Annotated in this window: 17 protein-coding genes; 7 read left to right on the forward strand and 10 right to left on the reverse strand. The window is 61.5% G+C overall.

The window, feature by feature from the left end:
• Position 1: 1 nt before the first annotated feature.
• From rlmB to HV822_RS14050, 7 genes are all read left to right on the forward strand, one after another.
• Positions 2-748: a 23S rRNA (guanosine(2251)-2'-O)-methyltransferase RlmB gene (gene rlmB, locus HV822_RS14020; protein WP_238870777.1), complete on the forward strand. Its 747-nt coding sequence runs from the start codon at positions 2-4 to the stop codon at positions 746-748.
• Positions 749-980: 232 nt separating this feature from the next.
• Positions 981-1,412, forward strand: a complete 432-nt coding sequence (gene rpsF / locus HV822_RS14025) for a 30S ribosomal protein S6 (protein ID WP_238870778.1) — start codon at positions 981-983, stop codon at positions 1,410-1,412.
• Between the two features lie 40 nt (positions 1,413-1,452).
• Complete coding sequence (gene rpsR / locus HV822_RS14030) at positions 1,453-1,683, forward strand: 30S ribosomal protein S18 (protein ID WP_083723771.1); 231 nt, start codon at positions 1,453-1,455, stop codon at positions 1,681-1,683.
• A 63-nt stretch (positions 1,684-1,746) separates the two neighbouring features.
• Positions 1,747-2,616 carry a YybS family protein gene (locus HV822_RS14035; protein ID WP_238870779.1) on the forward strand — a complete coding sequence of 290 codons (870 nt, stop codon included), beginning with the start codon at positions 1,747-1,749 and terminating at the stop codon, positions 2,614-2,616.
• Positions 2,617-2,634: 18 nt separating this feature from the next.
• Positions 2,635-3,081, forward strand: a complete 447-nt coding sequence (gene rplI, locus HV822_RS14040) for a 50S ribosomal protein L9 (RefSeq protein WP_083723767.1) — start codon at positions 2,635-2,637, stop codon at positions 3,079-3,081.
• Positions 3,082-3,214: 133 nt separating this feature from the next.
• The gene (dnaB, locus tag HV822_RS14045) at positions 3,215-4,618 is read left to right on the forward strand and encodes a replicative DNA helicase (RefSeq protein ID WP_238870780.1); all 1,404 of its coding nucleotides are present in this window, start codon (positions 3,215-3,217) and stop codon (positions 4,616-4,618) included.
• 2 nt (positions 4,619-4,620) lie between these two features.
• Complete coding sequence (locus HV822_RS14050; RefSeq protein WP_318035911.1) at positions 4,621-6,858, forward strand: YgiQ family radical SAM protein; 2,238 nt, start codon at positions 4,621-4,623, stop codon at positions 6,856-6,858.
• A 186-nt stretch (positions 6,859-7,044) separates the two neighbouring features.
• Here HV822_RS14050 and HV822_RS14055 read toward each other — a convergent pair whose 3' ends face one another.
• The 10 genes from HV822_RS14055 to aroQ all read right to left on the reverse strand — a co-directional run bounded on the left by HV822_RS14055 (position 7,045) and on the right by aroQ (position 19,361).
• Entirely contained in the window at positions 7,045-9,792 is a 2,748-nt protein-coding gene (locus tag HV822_RS14055) for a response regulator (protein WP_238870781.1), read from the reverse strand.
• Positions 9,793-9,963: 171 nt separating this feature from the next.
• On the reverse strand, positions 9,964-11,244 hold the full coding sequence (purD, locus tag HV822_RS14060) for a phosphoribosylamine--glycine ligase (RefSeq protein WP_238870782.1): 1,281 nt from the start codon (positions 11,242-11,244) through the stop codon (positions 9,964-9,966).
• A gap of 156 nt (positions 11,245-11,400) precedes the next feature.
• The gene (gene purH, locus HV822_RS14065; protein ID WP_238870783.1) at positions 11,401-13,008 is read right to left on the reverse strand and encodes a bifunctional phosphoribosylaminoimidazolecarboxamide formyltransferase/IMP cyclohydrolase; all 1,608 of its coding nucleotides are present in this window, start codon (positions 13,006-13,008) and stop codon (positions 11,401-11,403) included.
• Positions 13,009-13,184: 176 nt separating this feature from the next.
• Positions 13,185-13,508 carry a DNA-binding transcriptional regulator Fis gene (gene fis / locus HV822_RS14070; RefSeq protein ID WP_238870784.1) on the reverse strand — a complete coding sequence of 108 codons (324 nt, stop codon included), beginning with the start codon at positions 13,506-13,508 and terminating at the stop codon, positions 13,185-13,187.
• Positions 13,505-14,440 (reverse strand): tRNA dihydrouridine synthase DusB, encoded by a 936-nt coding sequence (dusB, locus tag HV822_RS14075; RefSeq protein ID WP_238873615.1) that lies wholly within the window; start codon positions 14,438-14,440, stop codon positions 13,505-13,507. Before dusB ends, fis begins: the two co-directional genes overlap by 4 nt.
• 279 nt (positions 14,441-14,719) lie before the next feature.
• Entirely contained in the window at positions 14,720-15,985 is a 1,266-nt protein-coding gene (locus HV822_RS14080; protein ID WP_238870785.1) for a zinc-ribbon and DUF3426 domain-containing protein, read from the reverse strand.
• 71 nt (positions 15,986-16,056) lie between these two features.
• Positions 16,057-16,935 (reverse strand): 50S ribosomal protein L11 methyltransferase, encoded by an 879-nt coding sequence (gene prmA, locus HV822_RS14085; protein ID WP_238870786.1) that lies wholly within the window; start codon positions 16,933-16,935, stop codon positions 16,057-16,059.
• Positions 16,936-17,068: 133 nt separating this feature from the next.
• The gene (accC, locus tag HV822_RS14090) at positions 17,069-18,409 is read right to left on the reverse strand and encodes an acetyl-CoA carboxylase biotin carboxylase subunit (protein ID WP_238870787.1); all 1,341 of its coding nucleotides are present in this window, start codon (positions 18,407-18,409) and stop codon (positions 17,069-17,071) included.
• A 19-nt stretch (positions 18,410-18,428) separates the two neighbouring features.
• A complete protein-coding gene (accB, locus tag HV822_RS14095) occupies positions 18,429-18,884 on the reverse strand; it encodes an acetyl-CoA carboxylase biotin carboxyl carrier protein (protein WP_238870788.1) in 456 nt (151 codons plus the stop codon).
• A gap of 33 nt (positions 18,885-18,917) precedes the next feature.
• The gene (aroQ, locus tag HV822_RS14100) at positions 18,918-19,361 is read right to left on the reverse strand and encodes a type II 3-dehydroquinate dehydratase (RefSeq protein WP_238870789.1); all 444 of its coding nucleotides are present in this window, start codon (positions 19,359-19,361) and stop codon (positions 18,918-18,920) included.
• Between the last annotated feature and the right edge of the window lie 73 nt (positions 19,362-19,434).

The following is a 19,434-nucleotide window of genomic DNA, read 5'->3' on the forward strand; positions in this document are numbered from 1 at the left end:
TATGAGTGATCTGGAGCGGGTATTTGGTCTGCACGCGGTGCAGGCTCTGCTGGATCGTCATCCCAAGCGGATCAAGCGCCTGCTGCTGCAGGCCGGACGCCTGAATGAGCGTCAGCAAGCACTGCTGGCGTTGGCTGAGCGCCAGGGGGTCGCCATGCAGCGTGTCGCCGGTGATGAGCTGGATGCGCAGGCCGAGGGTGTGCATCAAGGTGTGCTAGCCGAGGTGGTGCCCAGCCAGGTGTGGTCCGAGGAGATGCTGGGGCATATGCTGGACCGGTTGGAGGGTACGCCCTTGCTGTTGGTGCTGGACGGCGTGACCGACCCGCATAACCTGGGCGCCTGTCTGCGCAGCGCCGATGCGGCTGGCGCGCACGCGGTGATCGTGCCGCGTGATCGTTCGGCCAGTCTGAATCCGACGGTACGCAAGGTGGCCTGTGGCGCGGCTGAAACCGTGCCGCTGGTGGCGGTGACCAACCTCAGTCGTACTCTCAAGCAGCTCAAGCAACGTGGGCTGTGGGTGGTGGGCACGGCGGGCGAAGCGGACCAGCTGATCTATGACGTGGATTTCACCGTGCCGTCGATCATCATCATGGGCGCAGAAGGCGCCGGCATGCGCCGTCTGACCCGCGAGCATTGCGACTACCTGGCCAAGCTGCCCATGGCCGGCAGCGTTAGCAGCCTCAATGTGTCGGTAGCCACCGGTATCTGCCTGTTCGAAGCGGTACGCCAGCGCGGGGTCTCGAGCTGACTTGTATGCCGGCGGTGCCGTGGGCGCCGTCGGTGTAACTCAACCCTTGCAGGCTAACCAGTCTCCCGCCCACGCTATTGGCTTCCAGCCTGGGTTTTACCTGTCTCAGGACCGCTACTGGCATTTCCCTTGCAAGCCGAGCGGCGCTTCACTAGAATGGCCGCCCCAAACCCTATGTTCCACTCCTTGCCAGACTGTTTGGGCAGCTGGCTATAACCCGTAAGGAGCTTATATGCGTCATTACGAAATCGTATTCCTGGTTCACCCGGACCAGAGCGAGCAGGTTAGCGCGATGGTTGAGCGCTACAGCAAAGTGATCGAAGAAGACGGCGGCAAAGTACATCGTCTGGAAGATTGGGGCCGCCGCCAGCTGGCTTACCCGATCGACAAGATCCACAAAGCTCACTACATCATGATGAACGTTGAGTGCAGCGCCAAGGCACTGGATGAGCTGAGCGAAAACTTCCGTTACAACGATGCCGTTATCCGCAACATGGTTATCCGTCGTGACGAAGCCGTTACCGAACAGTCTGACATGCTCAAGTCTGAGGAAAGTGGCCGTGGTGAGCGTCGCGAGCGTCGCGAGCGCAACGACGACAACGATTCCAACGACAATGCTGACAACAACAGCAACGACGCCGACGACAACGGTGACGACGAGTAAGTTTTTTCAGTTCCCATTCCAGAATTAAGGAGACGCTGCCATGGCACGTTTTTTCCGTCGCAGAAAGTTCTGCCGTTTTACCGCTGAAGGCGTAAAAGAGATCGATTACAAAGATCTCAACACTCTGAAGGCCTATGTCACCGAGACCGGCAAGATTGTCCCGAGCCGTATCACCGGTACCAAGGCCAAGTACCAGCGTCAGCTGGCCGTTGCTATCAAGCGCGCCCGCTACCTGGCTCTGCTGCCTTACACCGACGGCCACGGTCGTTGATTGGTAGCCAAAAGTAATTGATCGGGAAGCCGAATCGGCATGCAGGGGCTCGCTGAATTCATAATGCGCGGTCGTCGGCAAGCCACCCTGGTGGTGGGTTTGTCAGTCGCCGTCCCCCTGTTGTTCTGGTTTGGTGCAGTAGTACTGGCGCTGGTGCTGTTGCGCCGCGGTTGGTCGGAAGGTATGTCGGTTGTGGTCTGGGGCGCGCTTCCCGCGCTGGCCTGGGCCCTGATAGGCGATCCGACCCCGCTGCTGGTATTGCTGGGTAGTGCCGCGCTGGCACTGTTGTTGCGTCAGCGTAGCGAATGGTCGCTGGTCGTGATGGCGACAGCGCCGCTGGGGTTGGTGTTTGCCCTGGTGTTGATGGCGACACTGCAGGCGCCCTTGCAGCAGCTGGCCGAGCAGATTCAAGCGGCCCTGCCGCAGATGCTCAGTGAGCTGGGTGAGGTCGACGAGGCAGCGCTTGCGCGCCTCCAGGCCATGCTGGTGCCGCTGCTGGCTGGCCTGATGGGTGCAACCCATGCGGCCATGACGCTGCTCAGTCTGATTCTGGCGCGTGCCTGGCAAGCCAGGTTGTACAACCCGGGTGGATTCCGCGAGGAGTTTCATCGTTTGCGGTTGGCACCCTGGATGAGTGTGGTGCTGCTCCTGGCCGTGTTTGCCGGGCCCCAGGTCGATGGCCTGGTGCTGCTTGCGCCGGTTGCCACTGTGCCGCTGCTGTTTGCCGGCCTGGCGCTGGTACACGGCGTAGTCGGCATCAAGCGGCTGGGTATCGGCCCGCTGGTGGTGCTGTATGTGGCGTTACTGTTCGTGTGGCAAGTGCTGTACCCCCTGATCATGATTTTGGCGTTTATTGATAGTCTGTTTGATTTCCGTTCCCGCCTGAAGCCGGTTTCCGGTGGCGGCAACGATGACTCAAACGGTCAAGGTTGAATTAAAGAGGTCATCGCAATGGAAGTTATCCTGCTCGAAAAGATCGCGAACCTGGGTAACCTGGGCGACAAAGTCGCTGTTAAAGCTGGTTACGCTCGCAATTTCCTGCTGCCCTTCGGCAAAGCCACTCCGGCGACTGCTGATAACGTAGCTGCTTTTGAAGCACGCCGCGCCGAACTGGAAAAGATCGCTGCTGAGAAGAAAGCCGAGGCTGAAGCCCGCGCTGCCAAACTGGCTGATCTGACTGTCACCATCGCTGCTAACGCAGGCGAAGAGGGCAAACTGTTCGGTTCCATCGGTACTCGTGACATCGCTGACGCTGTGACTGCAGCTGGCGTTGCCATCGAGAAGAGCGAAGTCCGTCTGCCCGACGGCGCGCTGCGTACCGTTGGCGAGTTCGACATCGACGTGCAGCTGCACACCGACGTCGACGCTACCGTCAAGCTGGTTGTTGTAGCCGGCTAATAACGATTGGCCTCGCGCTATCCGCCCTGAGCGGATGATTTGCCGGGGCTTTGTCGTTAGACTTCAACACGGCGCCTGTCTGCGGACAGGCGCCGTGTTGCATTTCTGATCAGGCTGTTTTGAGCGCACTCCCATGACCGAATCACTGTATACCGACCGTCCCGAGCTGGATCTGCAGACCGCAGCCCTGAAGGTGCCCCCGCACTCGATTGAGGCCGAGCAGGCAGTCCTTGGCGGCGTGATGCTGGACAACATGGCCTGGGAGCGGGTGGCCGAACAGCTGACCGACAGTGATTTTTATCGCCACGACCACCGGCTGATCTTTCAGGCGCTGTTGCGTCTGGCCTCGCGCAACCAGCCGTTTGACGTGGTGACCCTGGCTGAAGAGCTGGACAAGGAAGGACTGACCGACCAGGTGGGTGGTCTGGCCTACCTCGGGCAGCTGGCCAAGAACACGCCCTCGGTAGCCAACATCAGTGCCTATGCGCAGATCATTCGTGAGCGCTCCACCCTGCGCCAGTTGATCAGCGTCAGCACCGAGATTGCTGATACCGCCTTCAACCCCAAGGGTATGCAGGCGACCGAGGTGCTCGATGATGCCGAGCGCAAGATTTTCTCGATTGCCGAGAGCCGCCCGAAGACCGGCGGACCGGAAGGGGTCAATGCACTGCTGACCAAGGCGATCGACCGCATCGATACGCTGTTTAACAGTGAAGGCTCCATTACCGGTCTTTCCACCGGCTTTACTGACCTGGACAACATGACCTCGGGCCTGCAGCCGGCTGACCTGATTATCGTCGCAGGTCGTCCGTCGATGGGTAAGACCACCTTTGCCATGAACCTGGTCGAGAACGCGGTGATGCGCAGCGACAAGGCGGTGCTGGTGTTCTCGCTGGAGATGCCAGGTGAGTCGCTGATCATGCGTATGCTGTCTTCGCTTGGTCGCATCGACCAGACCAAGGTGCGTTCAGGGCGGCTGGACGATGAGGATTGGCCGCGTCTTACCTCGGCGGTCAACATGCTCAACGACCGCAAGTTGTTTATCGATGATACCGCTGGCCTGTCCCCGATGGAGATGCGCACCCGCGCCCGCCGTATCGTTCGCGAGCACGGCGACCTGGCACTGATCATGATCGACTATCTGCAGTTGATGCGTATTGGTGGCGCGGCGTCGGAAAACCGCACCAACGAAATTTCCGAGATTTCCCGGTCGCTCAAGGCGTTGGCCAAAGAGTTCAACGTGCCGGTGGTTGCCCTGTCGCAGCTTAACCGCTCGCTTGAGCAACGGCCGAACAAGCGCCCGATCAACTCCGACTTGCGTGAATCGGGTGCGATCGAGCAGGACGCGGACGTCATCATGTTTGTCTATCGTGATGAGGTCTACCACCCCGACACCCAGGACAAGGGCGTCGCGGAGCTGATTATCGGTAAGCAGCGTAACGGCCCTATCGGCACGACACGGATGGCGTTTCTGGGCAAATACACCCGTTTTGAAAACCTCGCACCGGGCTCGTACTCCGGCTACGGGGAGGAGTGAACATGGCCGTCTCTATTCCGGTCGCCAAGCATCAGCTGTTCGACTATCCGCGTTACTGGGCCGAGTGCTTTGGACCGGCGCCGTTCATGCCGGTCAGTCGCGAAGAAATGGATCAGCTCGGCTGGGACAGCTGTGATGTGATCATCGTCACCGGCGATGCCTACGTCGACCATCCGTCATTCGGCATGGCGGTGATTGGCCGCCTGCTGGAGGCGCAGGGTTACCGTGTCGGCATCATCAGCCAGCCTGACTGGCACAGCAAGCAGGACTTCATGAAGCTCGGCAAGCCCAACCTGTTTTTCGGGGTGGCTGCCGGCAATATGGACTCGATGATCAACCGCTATACGGCTGATCGCAAGGTACGTTCCGATGATGCTTACACCGCCGGCGGACAGGGCGGCAAGCGACCGGATCGCGCCAGCCTGGTCTACAGCCAGCGCTGCCGGGAGGCCTTCAAGGATGTGCCGATTGTACTTGGCGGTATCGAGGCCTCGCTGCGCCGCATCGCCCACTACGACTACTGGCAGGACAAGGTGCGGCACTCCCTGCTGGTCGACGCCAAGGCTGACATCCTGCTCTACGGTAACGCCGAGCGGGCGGTTGTTGAGGTAGCCCATCGTCTGAGTCGTGGTGAGCCGATTCAGGACATTACCGATGTGCGCGGTACAGCGTTCATTCGCCGCGATACGCCGGAAGGCTGGTTTGAGCTGGACTCCACCCGCATCGACCGGCCCGGCAAGATCGACAAGATCATCAACCCCTACGTCAACACCCAGGACACGGCCGCCTGTGCGGTGGAGCAGGCCAAGGGTCCGGAGCCCGAGTCGGCGGCCGACGAGGCCCAGGTCATCGAGCTGCTGCCGCACCCGCGCCTTGAGCGCGACCGCACGGTGATTCGCTTGCCGGCCTTCGAAAAAGTGAAGGGCGACCCGGTGCTGTACGCCCACGCCAACCGTGTGCTGCATCTGGAGACCAACCCCGGTAACGCTCGCGCGCTGGTGCAGCGTCACGGCGATCGCGATGTCTGGTTCAACCCGCCGCCCATTCCGTTGAGCACCGAGGAGATGGACTATGTCTTCGGTTTGCCCTACGCGCGCGTGCCGCACCCGGTCTATGGCGGCGAGCGGATTCCTGCCTACGAGATGATTCGCTTCTCGGTCAATATCATGCGCGGCTGCTTCGGCGGCTGTACCTTCTGCTCAATCACCGAGCACGAAGGGCGCATTATCCAGAACCGCTCGCACGACTCGATCATTCGTGAGATCGAGGACATGCGTGACAAGGTGCCTGGCTTTACCGGGGTGGTGTCCGATCTGGGCGGCCCGACGGCCAACATGTACCGCATCGCCTGCAAGAGTCCGGAGATCGAGGCGGCCTGCCGTAAGCCCTCCTGCGTATATCCGGGCATCTGCGACAACCTCAATACTGACCACTCCTCGTTGATCGAGCTGTACCGCAAGGCGCGGGCGTTGCCGGGGGTGAAGAAGATCCTGATCGCCTCGGGCCTGCGCTACGATCTGGCGGTCGAGTCGCCGGAGTACGTCAAGGAGCTGGTGACGCACCACGTCGGGGGCTATCTAAAAATCGCGCCCGAGCATACTGAGGACGGGCCGCTGAGCAAGATGATGAAGCCCGGTATCGGCAGCTATGACCGCTTCAAGCAGATGTTCGAGAAGTTCTCGAAGGAAGCGGGCAAGGAGCAGTACCTGATTCCCTACTTTATCGCGGCGCATCCTGGCACCACCGATGAAGACATGATGAATCTGGCGTTGTGGCTCAAGCGCAACGGCTTCCGCGCTGATCAGGTACAGGCGTTTTACCCATCGCCCATGGCCACGGCAACGGCCATGTACCACTCGGGCAAGAATCCGCTGCGCAAGGTGACCTACAAGAGCGATTCGGTGGGCACCGTCAAGGGTGAGCGTCAGCGTCGACTGCACAAGGCGTTTCTGCGTTACCACGACCCGAACAACTGGCCGCTGCTGCGTGAAGCGCTCAAGAGTATGGGGCGCGCTGACCTGATCGGTAACGGCAAGCATCAGTTGATCCCCAGTTTCCAGCCGGCGGTTGGCAGCTATCAGAGTGCGCGGCGCAAGAACTCGACGCCGACCGGTAGCAAGAAGGCCGGCCGCATGCTAACGCAGCACACCGGCTTGCCGCCGCGGGAAACCGGCGCCGGCAAGGGGCAGAGCAAGCGTGGTCGCAATGGCAGTGGGCCGGCGCGCAAGGGCGGGCGCTGAAGGCTGTCGCTATCGTGCTGATAGCGGCTTTCAAATAGCCCGGGTCGTCCTATGCTTCTAGAGTAGTGCGAGTAAAGCGTGGCCAGCCGGCCACGCTGTAGCAGTGTTCTGGAGGTGGTTTATGTGGAACGAAACCTGGCTGAGCTGGTGGGCAGATTACGCGAGTGCCAGCGCTGCCTGATGACGTCAGAACAGGCCGACGTTGTCGCTCTTCATGGTGCGCCAGTGCTGTAGCTGTTCACGTAGCTGATTCAGTTCTACCGGCTTGGCCATGTGGCCGTTCATGCCGGCCTTGCGTGCCCGTTCACGGTGCTCTGGCAGGATGTGTGCGGTCAGGGCGATGATGGGAATTGGTTGCGTGCCGCCGCGCTGTTCCCAGTGACGTATTCTCTCGGCCGCGGTAAAACCATCCATTTCGGGCATTTCACAATCCATCAGCACCAGATCGTAGCTCTGCTCCTGCACTGCTTCGACGGCTCGCAGGCCGTTGTCTACGGCGCTGGCCGATACCCCCAGTTTTGCCAGCATGCCAAGGATCACCTTGGTGGATATGGCGTTATCTTCGGCAATCAGCACGCGGAAGTCGCTTTCACTGTCGCCGGCTTGTTGCGTTTCGCGCTGTTCACGGTCGGTGCTGTCCGGGATCGGCGCACGGCGCTGGTTCCACTCATCAATCAGGGTGGTACGCAGGGTGTAACCGGCAACCGGCTTGCTCAGAATGCGGCGGATGCCGGCGTTGCGAGCAATGACCCGGCTGGGCACCTGGTTCATGCCCGTGAGCATGATGATCAACAGGTCGCTGCTCAGTACCGGGTCGTCCTTGATGCGGCTGGCCAGCTCCACGCCGCTCATGCCAGGCATCGACTGATCCAGCAGGAGGATGTCGAACGGGTTACCCAGGTTGGCCTGATTGCGCAGCATTGCCAGCGCTTCGCGGCCGCTGGAGGCGCATTGGGCGCGCATGCCCCAGGCGGTGGTCTGCTGCTGGAGTACTTTGCGGCAGGTGGCGTTGTCATCCACGATCAAGATGTTGCGCTCGAGCAGGTTGCGGCCTTCAGCAGCCCCTTCGTCCGAGGTGTCCAGATGCGTAGCAGGCAGTGTGAACCAGAGCGTATTGCCTTGTTCGCCGCTGGTCTTGATGCCAATTTGGCCTTGCATCATGTTGATCAACTGGCGAGTGATGACCAAGGGCAACTTGCCATCGGTATCTGACTGGTCGAGGAAGCGAGTGACTTTGAAATCCTTATTCAGCAGGCTGTCGCGGGCTTCGTCTGGCATGCTGGTGCCAGTATCCTGAATGGCAAAGCGCAGTTGAGGCGTACTGTCGCGTTGCTCGAGCCCGACAACCAGCAGCACTTCGCCCGAGTCGGTGTGCTGCAAGGCGTTGGCCAGCAGATTCATCAGCACCTGACGCAGCCGGGTGGGGTCGCCCTGCAGGGTGCGCGGAACCTCCGGATGAACAAAGCCGATCAGCTCGACACTCTGATTTTCCGCACGCGTGCGGTAAATATCGAGACAGTCGTTGACCAGGGCGTGCAGATCGAACTGCACGCGCTCCAGCGTCAGCTGGCCGGACTCCAGCCGCGACATATCGATGATTTCGTTGATCAGGTTGAGCAAATCGTTGCCCGAACCATGGATGGTTTGCACGTAGTCGCGCTGCTTGGCCGATAGCGCGGTATCCAGCAGGAGTTCGCTCATGCCCAGTACGCCATTCATAGGGGTGCGAATCTCATGGCTTATACGCGCCAGAAATTCTGCCTTGGCGCGCTGTTCGGCGTGCGCAGTCGCACTGTCCTGGCGTTCGTGGATGCGCTTGGCTAGATGCACTTGCAGCCGGCGGAAGAGGCTCCAGCTGAAACCGACCAAGGCGCTCCAGAGCAGCAGGTCAGCCAGGTAGGCTGCGGGGATTTGTTTGCCCACATAGTTAGAAACCAGCCCTTGGCCCAGCAGCAGGGATACGCCGATGGTGAAGGGGCGGTCGAATGGGCGGCGCGCCGCGTGCAGCAGGCCCAGAATCAACAGCATGCAGAGTGGTTGGCCAATCAGAATCAGATTGGAAACAAAACGGAACAGGGGAGGGAAGCTGGCAGCGATGGCTGTCAGCAGCGCCGTAGCTATCGCCAATGCGTAAACGGCACGCTGCAACCCCCTGTGCTGGCGGGCAGTGAATTGGCTATTGAGCAACAGGGCCAGCAATGGGTAGGCGCAGAAGAACAGGATGTCTCCGGGTTGGCCATGCAGCTGAGGCATCAGGCTGATAACCCAATTCAGGGCTGTCAGGCTGCTGGCGGCAAGTATCAGGCCCGCCGCGGCCAGCAACACGTGGAAGGGGTCGCGCCCGATCAAGCCGTGCAGCATGCCGTGCAGAAACAGAGCCAGCAACAGACCGACCAGGATGCCCTGAACGGTTTGTTGCATCGAATGATGCGCAGCTGCGGCTTTGATGTCCTGCAGCATGATGCGGGTTGCCAGTGGGTAGTCGTTCTTCAGGCGCAGCAGCAAGGTGTCGCCGGCTGCGCTACTGCCCTCCAGCGGAAAGGCAAAGCCATGGAACGGCAGCGGGCGGCTATTGAACGGCTGCTGGGCACCCGTGCGATACAGTTGGCGGGGTTCGCTCTCTTGCAGGCGATAAATATCGATCAGCCCTATGGCCGGGTTATCCACGGTGAGGAGCTTGTCCTGTACCGAGTCGAGGGTGAATTCCACCCACAAGGTGCCGCCGTCTCCAGGCAGCGTCAGCGGGCCTGCTGGGGCGGGAATAAAGCGATTGGCATAACGATTGGACAGAATGTCCTGCAGCGTCAGGTCGCCGCTGGGGTCAACAAAGGTGCGGTAGGCAGGGGTGCTGCTGGCGACCGTATCAACCCTTAGGGTGAGCGTGAAGGCGATGCCGAGCAGCAGGGCGAGCAGCATTGAACTGACTTGCTTCACGTGGGTCCTGTCCTTGGTCTGAGTATCCGGTTGACGATGTCGCTAGCGAGTATAGCCCAGTGAGAGTCTGCTCGAAACGGACTGGGCGGACAGCGTGCTGTCCGCCCAGGCCAATAACCAAGCGCCGGAAAATGCCGTGCGGTTTGCGCTACGGGCTTGGCTGATGCGTCCTTACTGCTCTCTGGCGATAGCGCGGTAGCCAATATCCTTGCGGTAGAAGCAGCCGTTCCAACTGATCTGCTCGGCCAATCGATAAGCGCCCTGTTGGGCTTCGCGCACGCTATTGCCCAGGGCCGTAGCGCAGAGCACGCGGCCGCCGCTGGTGGTCACTTGCCCGTCTTTCAGGGCTGTGCCGGCGTGGAAGACCTTGCCGCTGTCGCTGACGGCGACATCCAGGCCCTGGATGACGTCGCCCTTGGCGTAGTCGGCCGGGTAGCCGCCGGCAGCCAATACCACGCCCAGGCTGCAACGCGGATCCCACTTGGCGTCGACCTTATCCAGGGTGCCAGCGTTTGCCGCTTCGATCAGCTCAACCAGGCTGGACTGCAGGCGCAGCATGATCGGCTGGGTTTCCGGGTCGCCAAAGCGGCAGTTGAACTCGATGACCTTGGGGTTGCCCGCTGCATCAATCATCAGGCCGGCGTACAGAAAACCGGTATAGACGTTGCCTTCGGCGGCCATGCCGCGCACGGTCGGCCAGATCACCTGATCCATGACGCGCTGGTGAACCTCGTCGGTAACCACCGGAGCGGGGGAGTAGGCGCCCATGCCGCCGGTGTTGGGGCCGGTGTCGCCGTCGCCAACGCGCTTATGATCCTGGCTGGTGGCCATCGGCAGCACGTGCTCGCCATCGACCATGACAATGAAGCTGGCTTCTTCGCCGTCCAGGAACTCCTCGATGACAACGCGTGAGCCGGCTTCGCCAAAGGCATTGCCGGCCAGCATGTCGCGCACGGCGGCTTCGGCTTCATCCAGCGTCATGGCAACGATCACGCCCTTGCCCGCCGCCAGGCCGTCGGCCTTGATGACGATCGGCGCACCCTTTTCACGAAGGTAGGCCAGTGCCGGCTCGATCTCGGTGAAATTCTGGTACTCCGCGGTCGGGATCTGATGGCGGGCCAGAAAGTCCTTGGTGAAGGCCTTCGAGCCTTCCAGTTGGGCTGCGCCAGCGGTGGGGCCAAAGCAGGGCAGGCCGTGCGCGCGGAAGCGGTCGACGATACCCGCGACCAGCGGGGCTTCCGGGCCGACGATGGTCAGGCTGACGTTGTCCTTGGCAAAGGTCACCAGCTTGTCGAGGTCCAGTACGTCGATGGCGACGTTCTCGCATTTGGCTTCGATCGCGGTGCCGGCGTTACCCGGGGCAACGAACACGGTCTGTACGCGCTCGTCTTGGGCCACTTTCCATGCCAGCGCATGCTCACGCCCGCCGCTGCCGATAATGAGTATATTCATTGTCATTCTGCTCTATTGAGAAGTCTTCGGGCTGAACGCTGAAGGCTCGAGGCTGGAAGGTCTGGTTACGTGCTAGAGGCGGAGGTTTGTGCTCCGCTCCAGTACTATTGCGCGTCGTTGGCCTTCCAGCCTTTAGCCTCCAGCTTTCAGCGGCTATTAATGTCTGAAGTGGCGCATACCAGTGAACACCATGGCCATGCCGGCTTCGTCGGCTGCGTCGATCACTTCCTGATCGCGCATGGAGCCACCTGGCTGGATGACGGCGCTGATACCAACCTTGGCTGCGTTGTCGATGCCGTCGCGGAACGGGAAGAAGGCGTCGGAGGCCATGACCGCGCCGGCAACCTGCAGGCCAGCGTGCTCGGCCTTGATGGCCGCGATACGGGCGGAGTTGACACGGCTCATCTGGCCGGCGCCAACACCGATGGTCTGGCGGGCCTTGGCGTAAACAATGGCGTTGGATTTGACGAATTTGGCGACTTTCCAGGCAAACACCAAGTCGTGGATTTCCTGCTCGGTCGGCGCGCGCTTGGTGACCACTTTCAGGTCGTCAGCGGTAATCATGCCGATATCGCGGCTTTGCACCAGCAGGCCGCCGTTGACGCGCTTGTAGTCCCAGTCGGCCTGGCGGTCGGTGCCCCATTCGCCGCACTCGAGCAGGCGGACGTTGGCTTTGGCGGCAACCGCTGTACGAGCCTCAAAGCTGATGCGCGGGGCGATGATCACCTCAACAAACTGACGCTCAACGATGGCGGCGGCGGTAGCGCCGTCCAGCTCGCGGTTGAAGGCGATGATGCCGCCAAAGGCGGACTCGCTGTCGGTTGCCCAGGCCAGGTCATAGGCTTTGCGAATACCGCCTTCGTCGTCCGGTACCACGGCGACACCGCAGGGGTTGGCGTGCTTGACGATGACGCAGGCAGGTTTGGTGAAGCTCTTGACGCATTCCAGCGCGGCGTCGGTATCGGCCACGTTGTTGTAGGACAGCTCCTTGCCCTGCAGCTGGATGGCGGTGGCGATGCTGGCCTCGCTCGGCGCGGCTTCCTTGTAGAAGGCGGCTGCCTGGTGCGGGTTCTCGCCGTAGCGCATGTCCTGCACCTTGATGAACTGGCTGTTGAAGGTGCGCGGGAAGGCCGCGCGGTCTTCGGTGCTCAGCGTGTCGCGGGTCTGCTCGATGGTGCCCAGGTAGTTGGCAATCATGCCGTCGTAGGCAGCCGTGTGTTCGAACGCCTTGAGAGCCAGGTCGAAGCGCTGGGCGTAGGTCAGACCGCCGCTCTTGAGGGCTTCGACAATGCTGTCGTAGTCGCTGGCGTTGACCACGATAGCGACGTCCTTGTGGTTTTTGGCGGCACTGCGGACCATGGTCGGGCCGCCGATGTCGATGTTCTCGATGGCATCAGGCAGGGTGCAACCGGGCTTGGCTACGGTGGCGGCGAAGGGGTAGAGGTTGACCACCACCATGTCGATGGGCTGAATGCCATGCTCGGCCATGACGGCGCCGTCGAGGTCACGACGCCCGAGAATGCCACCGTGGATTTTCGGATGCAGTGTTTTCACCCGGCCGTCCATCATTTCCGGGAAGCCGGTGTAATCGGCTACTTCGACAGCCTTGATGCCTTGCTCGCAGAGCAGCTTGTAGGTGCCACCGGTCGAGAGAATTTCAACGCCCTGGGCGCTCAGTTCGCGGGCAAAGTCGACGATACCGGTTTTGTCAGAAACGCTGATCAGCGCACGGCGTACCGGCAGGCGGGTAGTTTGGTCGGTCATCTTGGATCCAGGCTAGGAGGTTGTGGTGTCGAGTCATTCATGATCGGGTTGGGCTGAACGCTTTAGGCTGTAGGCTGGAAGGTCTGGCTCGTTGTGGGAGAAGACGCCGGCTGCCCGGCTCACCTCTGACTGCTTCTAACTTCCAGCTTTCAGCTTCTAGCCTTCAGCCTGCTGTTTCAGAGCAATCCGTACTGTTTGAGCTTTTTGCGCAGGGTGCCGCGGTTCAGTCCAAGCACTTCGGAGGCGCGGGTCTGGTTGCCCTTGACGTAGTTCATCACGCTTTCGAGCAGCGGCGCTTCCACTTCCGACAGCACCATGTTGTAGACGTCGGTCACGTCCTGGCCCTCAAGGTGCTGAAAGTAGTTGTGCAGGGCATCTTCTACGCTGTCACGCAGCGTTCTTTGATCGCGGGTCTCGTTCGTCCCGCTGGCGGGGAGGGTGGATTGACTGCTGTCGCTCACAGTGGGGTTTCCATCAGATAGTGTTGTGTCGAAATTCATGCTGCCAGATCTCCGTCCAACAGTCGGTTGAAATAGCCGGCGACCGCTAGCGTCTGCTGTTCAGCATCGCTGATCCGGTTGAAATCGCGGCGAAATTCGTTGGCGCCGGGTAGCGTTTGCAGATACCAGCCAACGTGCTTGCGGGCGACGCGGGCACCGTGTTCGGCGCCGTAGAACGCGTGCAGCGCCTGCAGGTGCTGCAGCAAGATCTGCTGTTGTTCGGTCAGGGGCGGCTCTGGCAGTTCCTCGCCGGTGCGCAGAAAGTGGTCCACTTCACGGAAGATCCAGGGCCTGCCTTGGGCTGCGCGGCCGATCATCACAGCGTCGGCGCCGGTGTGCCGCAGCACCTGCGCGGCTTTGTGCGGGCTGTCGATGTCGCCGTTGGCAAATACCGGAATCGAGATGCTTTGCTTGACCGCGGCGATGGTGTCGTACTCAGCCTGGCCGGTATACAGCTCCGAGCGGGTGCGGCCGTGGACGGCCAGTGCCTGGATGCCGCTGTCTTCGGCAATACGCGCGACGCGCAGGGCGTTGCGGTTCTCGGGGTCCCAGCCGGTGCGGATCTTCAGGGTTACGGGGATATCAACCGCCTGTACAACGGCTTCGCAAATGGCTGCTACCAGGGGCTCATCGCGCAGCAGGGCAGAGCCAGCGGCCTTGTTGCAGACCTTCTTGGCCGGGCAGCCCATGTTGATGTCGATGATCTGGGCGCCTAGTTGCGCATTCATGCGCGCGGCCTCGGCCATCATCTGCGGGTCGCCACCGGCAATCTGTACCGAGCGGGGCTCCGGCTCGCCGTCGTGTTTGAGGCGCAAGCGGGATTTGCGGCTGTTCCACAGACGGGTATCGCTGGTCACCATCTCGGATACCACCAGTCCGGCACCCAGCCGCCGACATAGTTGTCGGAAGGGTTGATCGGTCACCCCGGCCATGGGGGCCAGGATAAGACGATTGGCTAGCTGGTAAGGTCCGATACTGATCACTGCTGGTCCATCCCTGTAATGCCCGGTTATCAGCGCCGCAACAACGGCACGGCGTCCCGTCCGGATGTGCCCGGTCAGGGTGATGAAGTGCGAAAAGGGCCGCCATGATACCCGCAAAGCATGGCCTGTTAAAGACTGTGCTGGGCGTTTTTTGTACAGCTGATCAGGTAGTGTAGGCCAAGCCTGAGTGAATGTGCTCAGGCTCTCGACGAAAGGATGATTCAAATGTCATGGGGTGATGAAGTCCAGCTGGTAGCTGGTTGCCTGGCTGCCCGGTGCGACCATGCTGAGAGCGATGTGGATTGGCGTCTGCGATGGCATCAAGGTGCTGCCCGCCAGCTCGCCTGCCAGGTACTCTTCGGGGCGAAAGTCCTTGCTGCTGACGGTCTCACCGCGACTGTTGCTGAACAGCATGCGGATGACCGGGAAGGGCTGCGCGTACTCGGCCCGGTTGTAGATGATGACGTTGATATCCAGGCTGTTGGGGAATTCGGGGTGCGGTCTGACCAGCAGGTTGCTGCTGCGGATCTGACTGACGTCCACCCGGGCGGGTAGCTGACAGCCTGCAACCAGGCACAGGTCCTCCATCATCGGACGCAAGCTGGCGTCACGGGCCCAGGCATCGAGGTTGTAATAAAGCGCCTGAGCCGCCAGTGCGAACAGTGCCAGCAGACTCAGGGAGCCCCACAGCAATGTGTGGCGCGCGCGGCGCCGACTTAGCGGCGCGGCCAGCTGTAGCGGCTCGTCTTCGAGTTCTGGCAGCAGTGCCTGACTATCGATGTCGGGCTCGGTGCGGTTCCGCTCGTGCGTCGTGGGCGTTTCCGGCTGCTCGCGTTCTGCCTGCAGCGGTGCTTCTGGTTGGCCGCGGCGGAAGATGGCGCTGTTGTCGGTGTGCTGCAGCGGAACCAGGTGGGCGCGTGGCGGTGCTGCGGGCGCAGGCTCGGGCTCCGCGTCTGGCTGCGCGGGTTCGGCGGTTGTGTCTGGTTGCTCGCTGGTCGGGTCAGGGTCGCTAGCCTGGGGTGTGGCGAGGAAGGCTTCGTTCAGCTCCAGCTCGTCGTGGCTGTCCAGGCTGCTGAAACCGGGCTCGAGGCTGTCCATGTCGCGTCTGGCAGTTTCGGCCAGGGTGAGCGCTGGCTCGTCGTCGTCAAGCAGCTCAAAGCTGGCGCTCGGGTGTCGGGTGTCGGGTTGGCTTGAGGGGGGTGGCTCGGCGCTGTCGCGCGGCGTGATCTCGTCGAGAATTGATTCGTCCAGCCCCAGGGCTTCGAGGTCCAGCTCGTCCAGCTCAAGGTCGTCGTGAATCAGCAGGGTTTGCTGCTTGCCAGGCTCCTTGCGGGCGGCCGGGGCGGCCGGGCTGTCCTGAGCGGCGGGCAGGGCGTTGAACACCTTCAGGCAAGCGCCGCAGCGCACATTGCCGGCAGCGGCCTGCAGCTGCTCCTGTGTGAGGCGAAAATGGGTCTTGCAGAAGGGGCACTGGGTGACCTGCAGTTCGCTCATGTCTGGCCGGCTGTCCTGTTGCGTGGAGTGAGTCGCGAAATCGCTATTCTGCCCGCATTAGCGGGGCGCTGTCATCGCCGCTTGCCGCTCACGCGAATCCAGCCGTCCTGGTCTGCTACCGGGTCCAGCTCGAAGTCATCACGGTAAGCCTGCAGGATCTCCTCGGTCTGCTCCGCCAGGATGCCGGACAGTGCCAGAAGTCCGCCTGGCTTGACCAGGCTGGCGAGCTGCGGCGCAAGGCTGACCAGCGGGCCGGCCAGGATGTTGGCCACCAGCACGTCGGCTTGTGCGGTGGGCATCTGCTCTGGCAGGTACAGATCAAAGCGTTCGTCGGCCAGTTGGTTGCGCCGGGCATTGTCGCGCGAGGCTTCCAGTGCCTGGATGTCGATGTCGGTACCTACCGCATGATCGGCGCCCAGCAGCAGGCCGGCAATGGCGAGAATACCCGAGCCGCAGCCAAAATCGATCAGCGTCTTGCCCTGTAGCTGTTGGGCGTCGAGCCACTGCAGGCACAGGGATGTCGTCGGGTGGGTGCCGGTACCAAACGCCAGGCCCGGGTCCAGCAGCAGGTTGACGGCATCGGGTTCGGGCGCGGCATGCCAGCTGGGTACGATCCACAACCGTTGGCCAAAACGCATGGGATGGAAGTTGTCCATCCAACTGCGCTCCCAGTCCTGATCTTCGATCTGCTCCAGCTCGTGCGCAGGCAGCTCGGCCTGCCAGAGCAGGCGCAGGTGCTGCAATAGCGCCTCGCCGTCGGTGTCGGCCTCGAACAGGGCGAGCAAATGGGTGTTGGACCACAGCGGGGTGGTGCCCAGGTCTGGCTCGAAAATCGGTTGGTCTTCGGCGTCCATAAAGGTAACCGACACAGCGCCCAGCTCCAGCAGCTGGTCTTCCAGTGCGGGGGCCTGTTCGGGGGTGATGGCAAGACGCAGTTGCAGCCAGGACATAGGGGCTCCTTCGGCGCAGCTGCAAGCGACAAGCTTCAAGCTGCAAGATCGGCAGAAAAAGAAAGGGAGCGATAATTCGCTCCCCCGAATGGTGCAGATAATACGCTGTGAGCTGGCAGCTTGCAGCTGGGGCTTACTTCAGCCCCAGCTTGTGCTCCAGATAGTGAATGTTGACGCCACCCTTGCAGAAGCCTGGGTCGCGCACCAGTTCACGGTGCAGCGGGGTGTTGGTCTTGATGCCGTCGACCACCAGCTCGTCGATCGCGTTGCGCATGCGCGCCAGCGCCTCGTCGCGGGTCGCGCCGTAGGTGATCAGCTTGCCGACCAGCGAGTCGTAGTTCGGCGGTACCTTGTAGCCGCTGTACAGATGCGAGTCGACGCGCACACCGTTACCGCCGGGCGCGTGATAGAAGCTCACGGTGCCGGGGCTGGGCATGAAGGTCTTGGGATCTTCGGCGTTGATGCGACACTCGATGGCGTGGCCGCGAATGACGACGTCGTCCTGGCTGATGCTCAGAGGTTGGCCGGAGGCGACCAGCAGTTGTTCCTTGACGATATCGATGCCGGTGACCATTTCGGAGACCGGGTGCTCTACCTGCACGCGGGTGTTCATCTCGATAAAGTAGAACTCGCCGTTTTCGTAGAGAAACTCGAAGGTGCCAGCGCCACGGTAGCCCAGATCGATACAGGCCTGCACGCAGCGGGCCTGAACCTCGGCGCGGGCCTTCTCGTCGATACCGGGAGCGGGTGCTTCTTCGATGATTTTCTGGTGACGGCGCTGCAGCGAGCAGTCGCGATCGCCCAGGTGGATAGCGTTACCCTGGCCGTCAGACAGCACCTGAACTTCAACGTGACGCGGGTTGGTCAGGAACTTCTCCAGATACACCATCGGGTTGCCGAACGCGGCGCCTGCTTCAACCTGGGTCAGCTTGATCGACTTGATCAGCTCGGCCTCTTCATGCACCACGCGCATGCCGCGACCACCGCCGCCGCCTGCCGCCTTGATGATGACCGGATAGCCGACGCGCTGGGCGATTTTCAGGCACTCGGCCTCGTCTTCCGGCAGCGGGCCGTCAGAGCCGGGGACTGTGGGGACGCCGGTTTCCTTCATGGCGGCAATCGCCGAGACCTTGTCACCCATCAGGCGGATAACCGCAGCGCTCGGACCGATAAAGGTGAAGCCGGAGTTTTCGACCTGCTCGGCAAAGTCCGCGTTCTCGGCCAGGAAGCCGTAGCCGGGGTGGATGCCGTCGGCGCCGGTTACTTCGGCCGCGCTGATGATCGCGGGGATGTTCAGGTAGGACTGGGTCGCTGGCGCCGGGCCAATGCAGACGGACTCGTCGGCCATGGCCAGGTGCATGAGTTCACGGTCGGCGGTGGAATGCACCGCCACGGTTTTCAGACCGAGCTCCTTGCACGCGCGGATAACCCGCAGGGCAATTTCACCTCGGTTGGCAATAAGTACTTTTTGCATCGCAGCCTCCAGGTTGGGCTCAGGCGATGCTGAACAGCGGTTGATCGAATTCGACCGGCTGGCCGTTCTCGACCAGAATCGATTGCACTACGCCGCTCTTGTCAGCTTCGATGTGGTTCATCATCTTCATGGCTTCGACGATGCACAGTACGTCGCCGGCCTTGACGGTCTGGCCAACTTCAACGAATACCGCGGCAGTCGGTGAGGGCGAGCGGTAGAAAGTGCCGACCATCGGTGAGCGCACCAGGTGTCCACTTGGCTCGGCCGGTGCAGCCGGTGCGTCGGCGGCTGCCGGGGCTGCTGCTGGTGCGGGAGCGGCGGCAACGGGGGCCGGCGCGACCTGATATTGCGGAGCGGCGACCTGCTTGCTGTGGCGGCTGATGCGCACAGACTCTTCGCCTTCATGAATTTCCAGTTCGTCGATACCGGACTCTTCCAGCAGTTCGATCAGTTTTTTGACTTTACGAATGTCCATTGATGCGTGCACTCCAGATCAGGTTTGCGTAATTCAGTGTTGTTCGATCTTCTCTATGGCTGCCTGCAGGGCCAGCTCGTAGCCCAGGGCGCCCAGACCGCAAATCACCCCTTCGGCAACGTCCGAGAAGTAGGAGTGATGACGGAAAGATTCGCGCTTATACACGTTGGATAAGTGAACTTCGATGAATGGGATGCTCACTGCGAGCAATGCGTCACGTATTGCCACGCTGGTATGGGTAAAAGCAGCGGGATTGATGATGATGAAGTCGATGGCTTCGTCGCCGGCGGCGTGGATGCGTTCAATCAGTTCGTGCTCTGCATTGCTTTGCAGGCTCAGCAGGTGATGGCCGCGCTGGCTGGCCAGCTCACGCAGGTGCTGGTTGATCTGCTCCAGGGTGGTGGCGCCGTAAACGCCGGGCTCGCGGCTACCAAGGCGGTTCAGGTTGGGGCCGTGTAGAACCAGAATGCTGGCCATGTTGCGTCTGTTCCCTTGTGTGACGGGTGACCCGTTGGTCGCGGTTTTTTCGGCAGTTTGCCGCAATCAGTTC

Source organism: Halopseudomonas maritima, from assembly GCF_021545785.1.
Taxonomy (GTDB): domain Bacteria; phylum Pseudomonadota; class Gammaproteobacteria; order Pseudomonadales; family Pseudomonadaceae; genus Halopseudomonas; species Halopseudomonas maritima.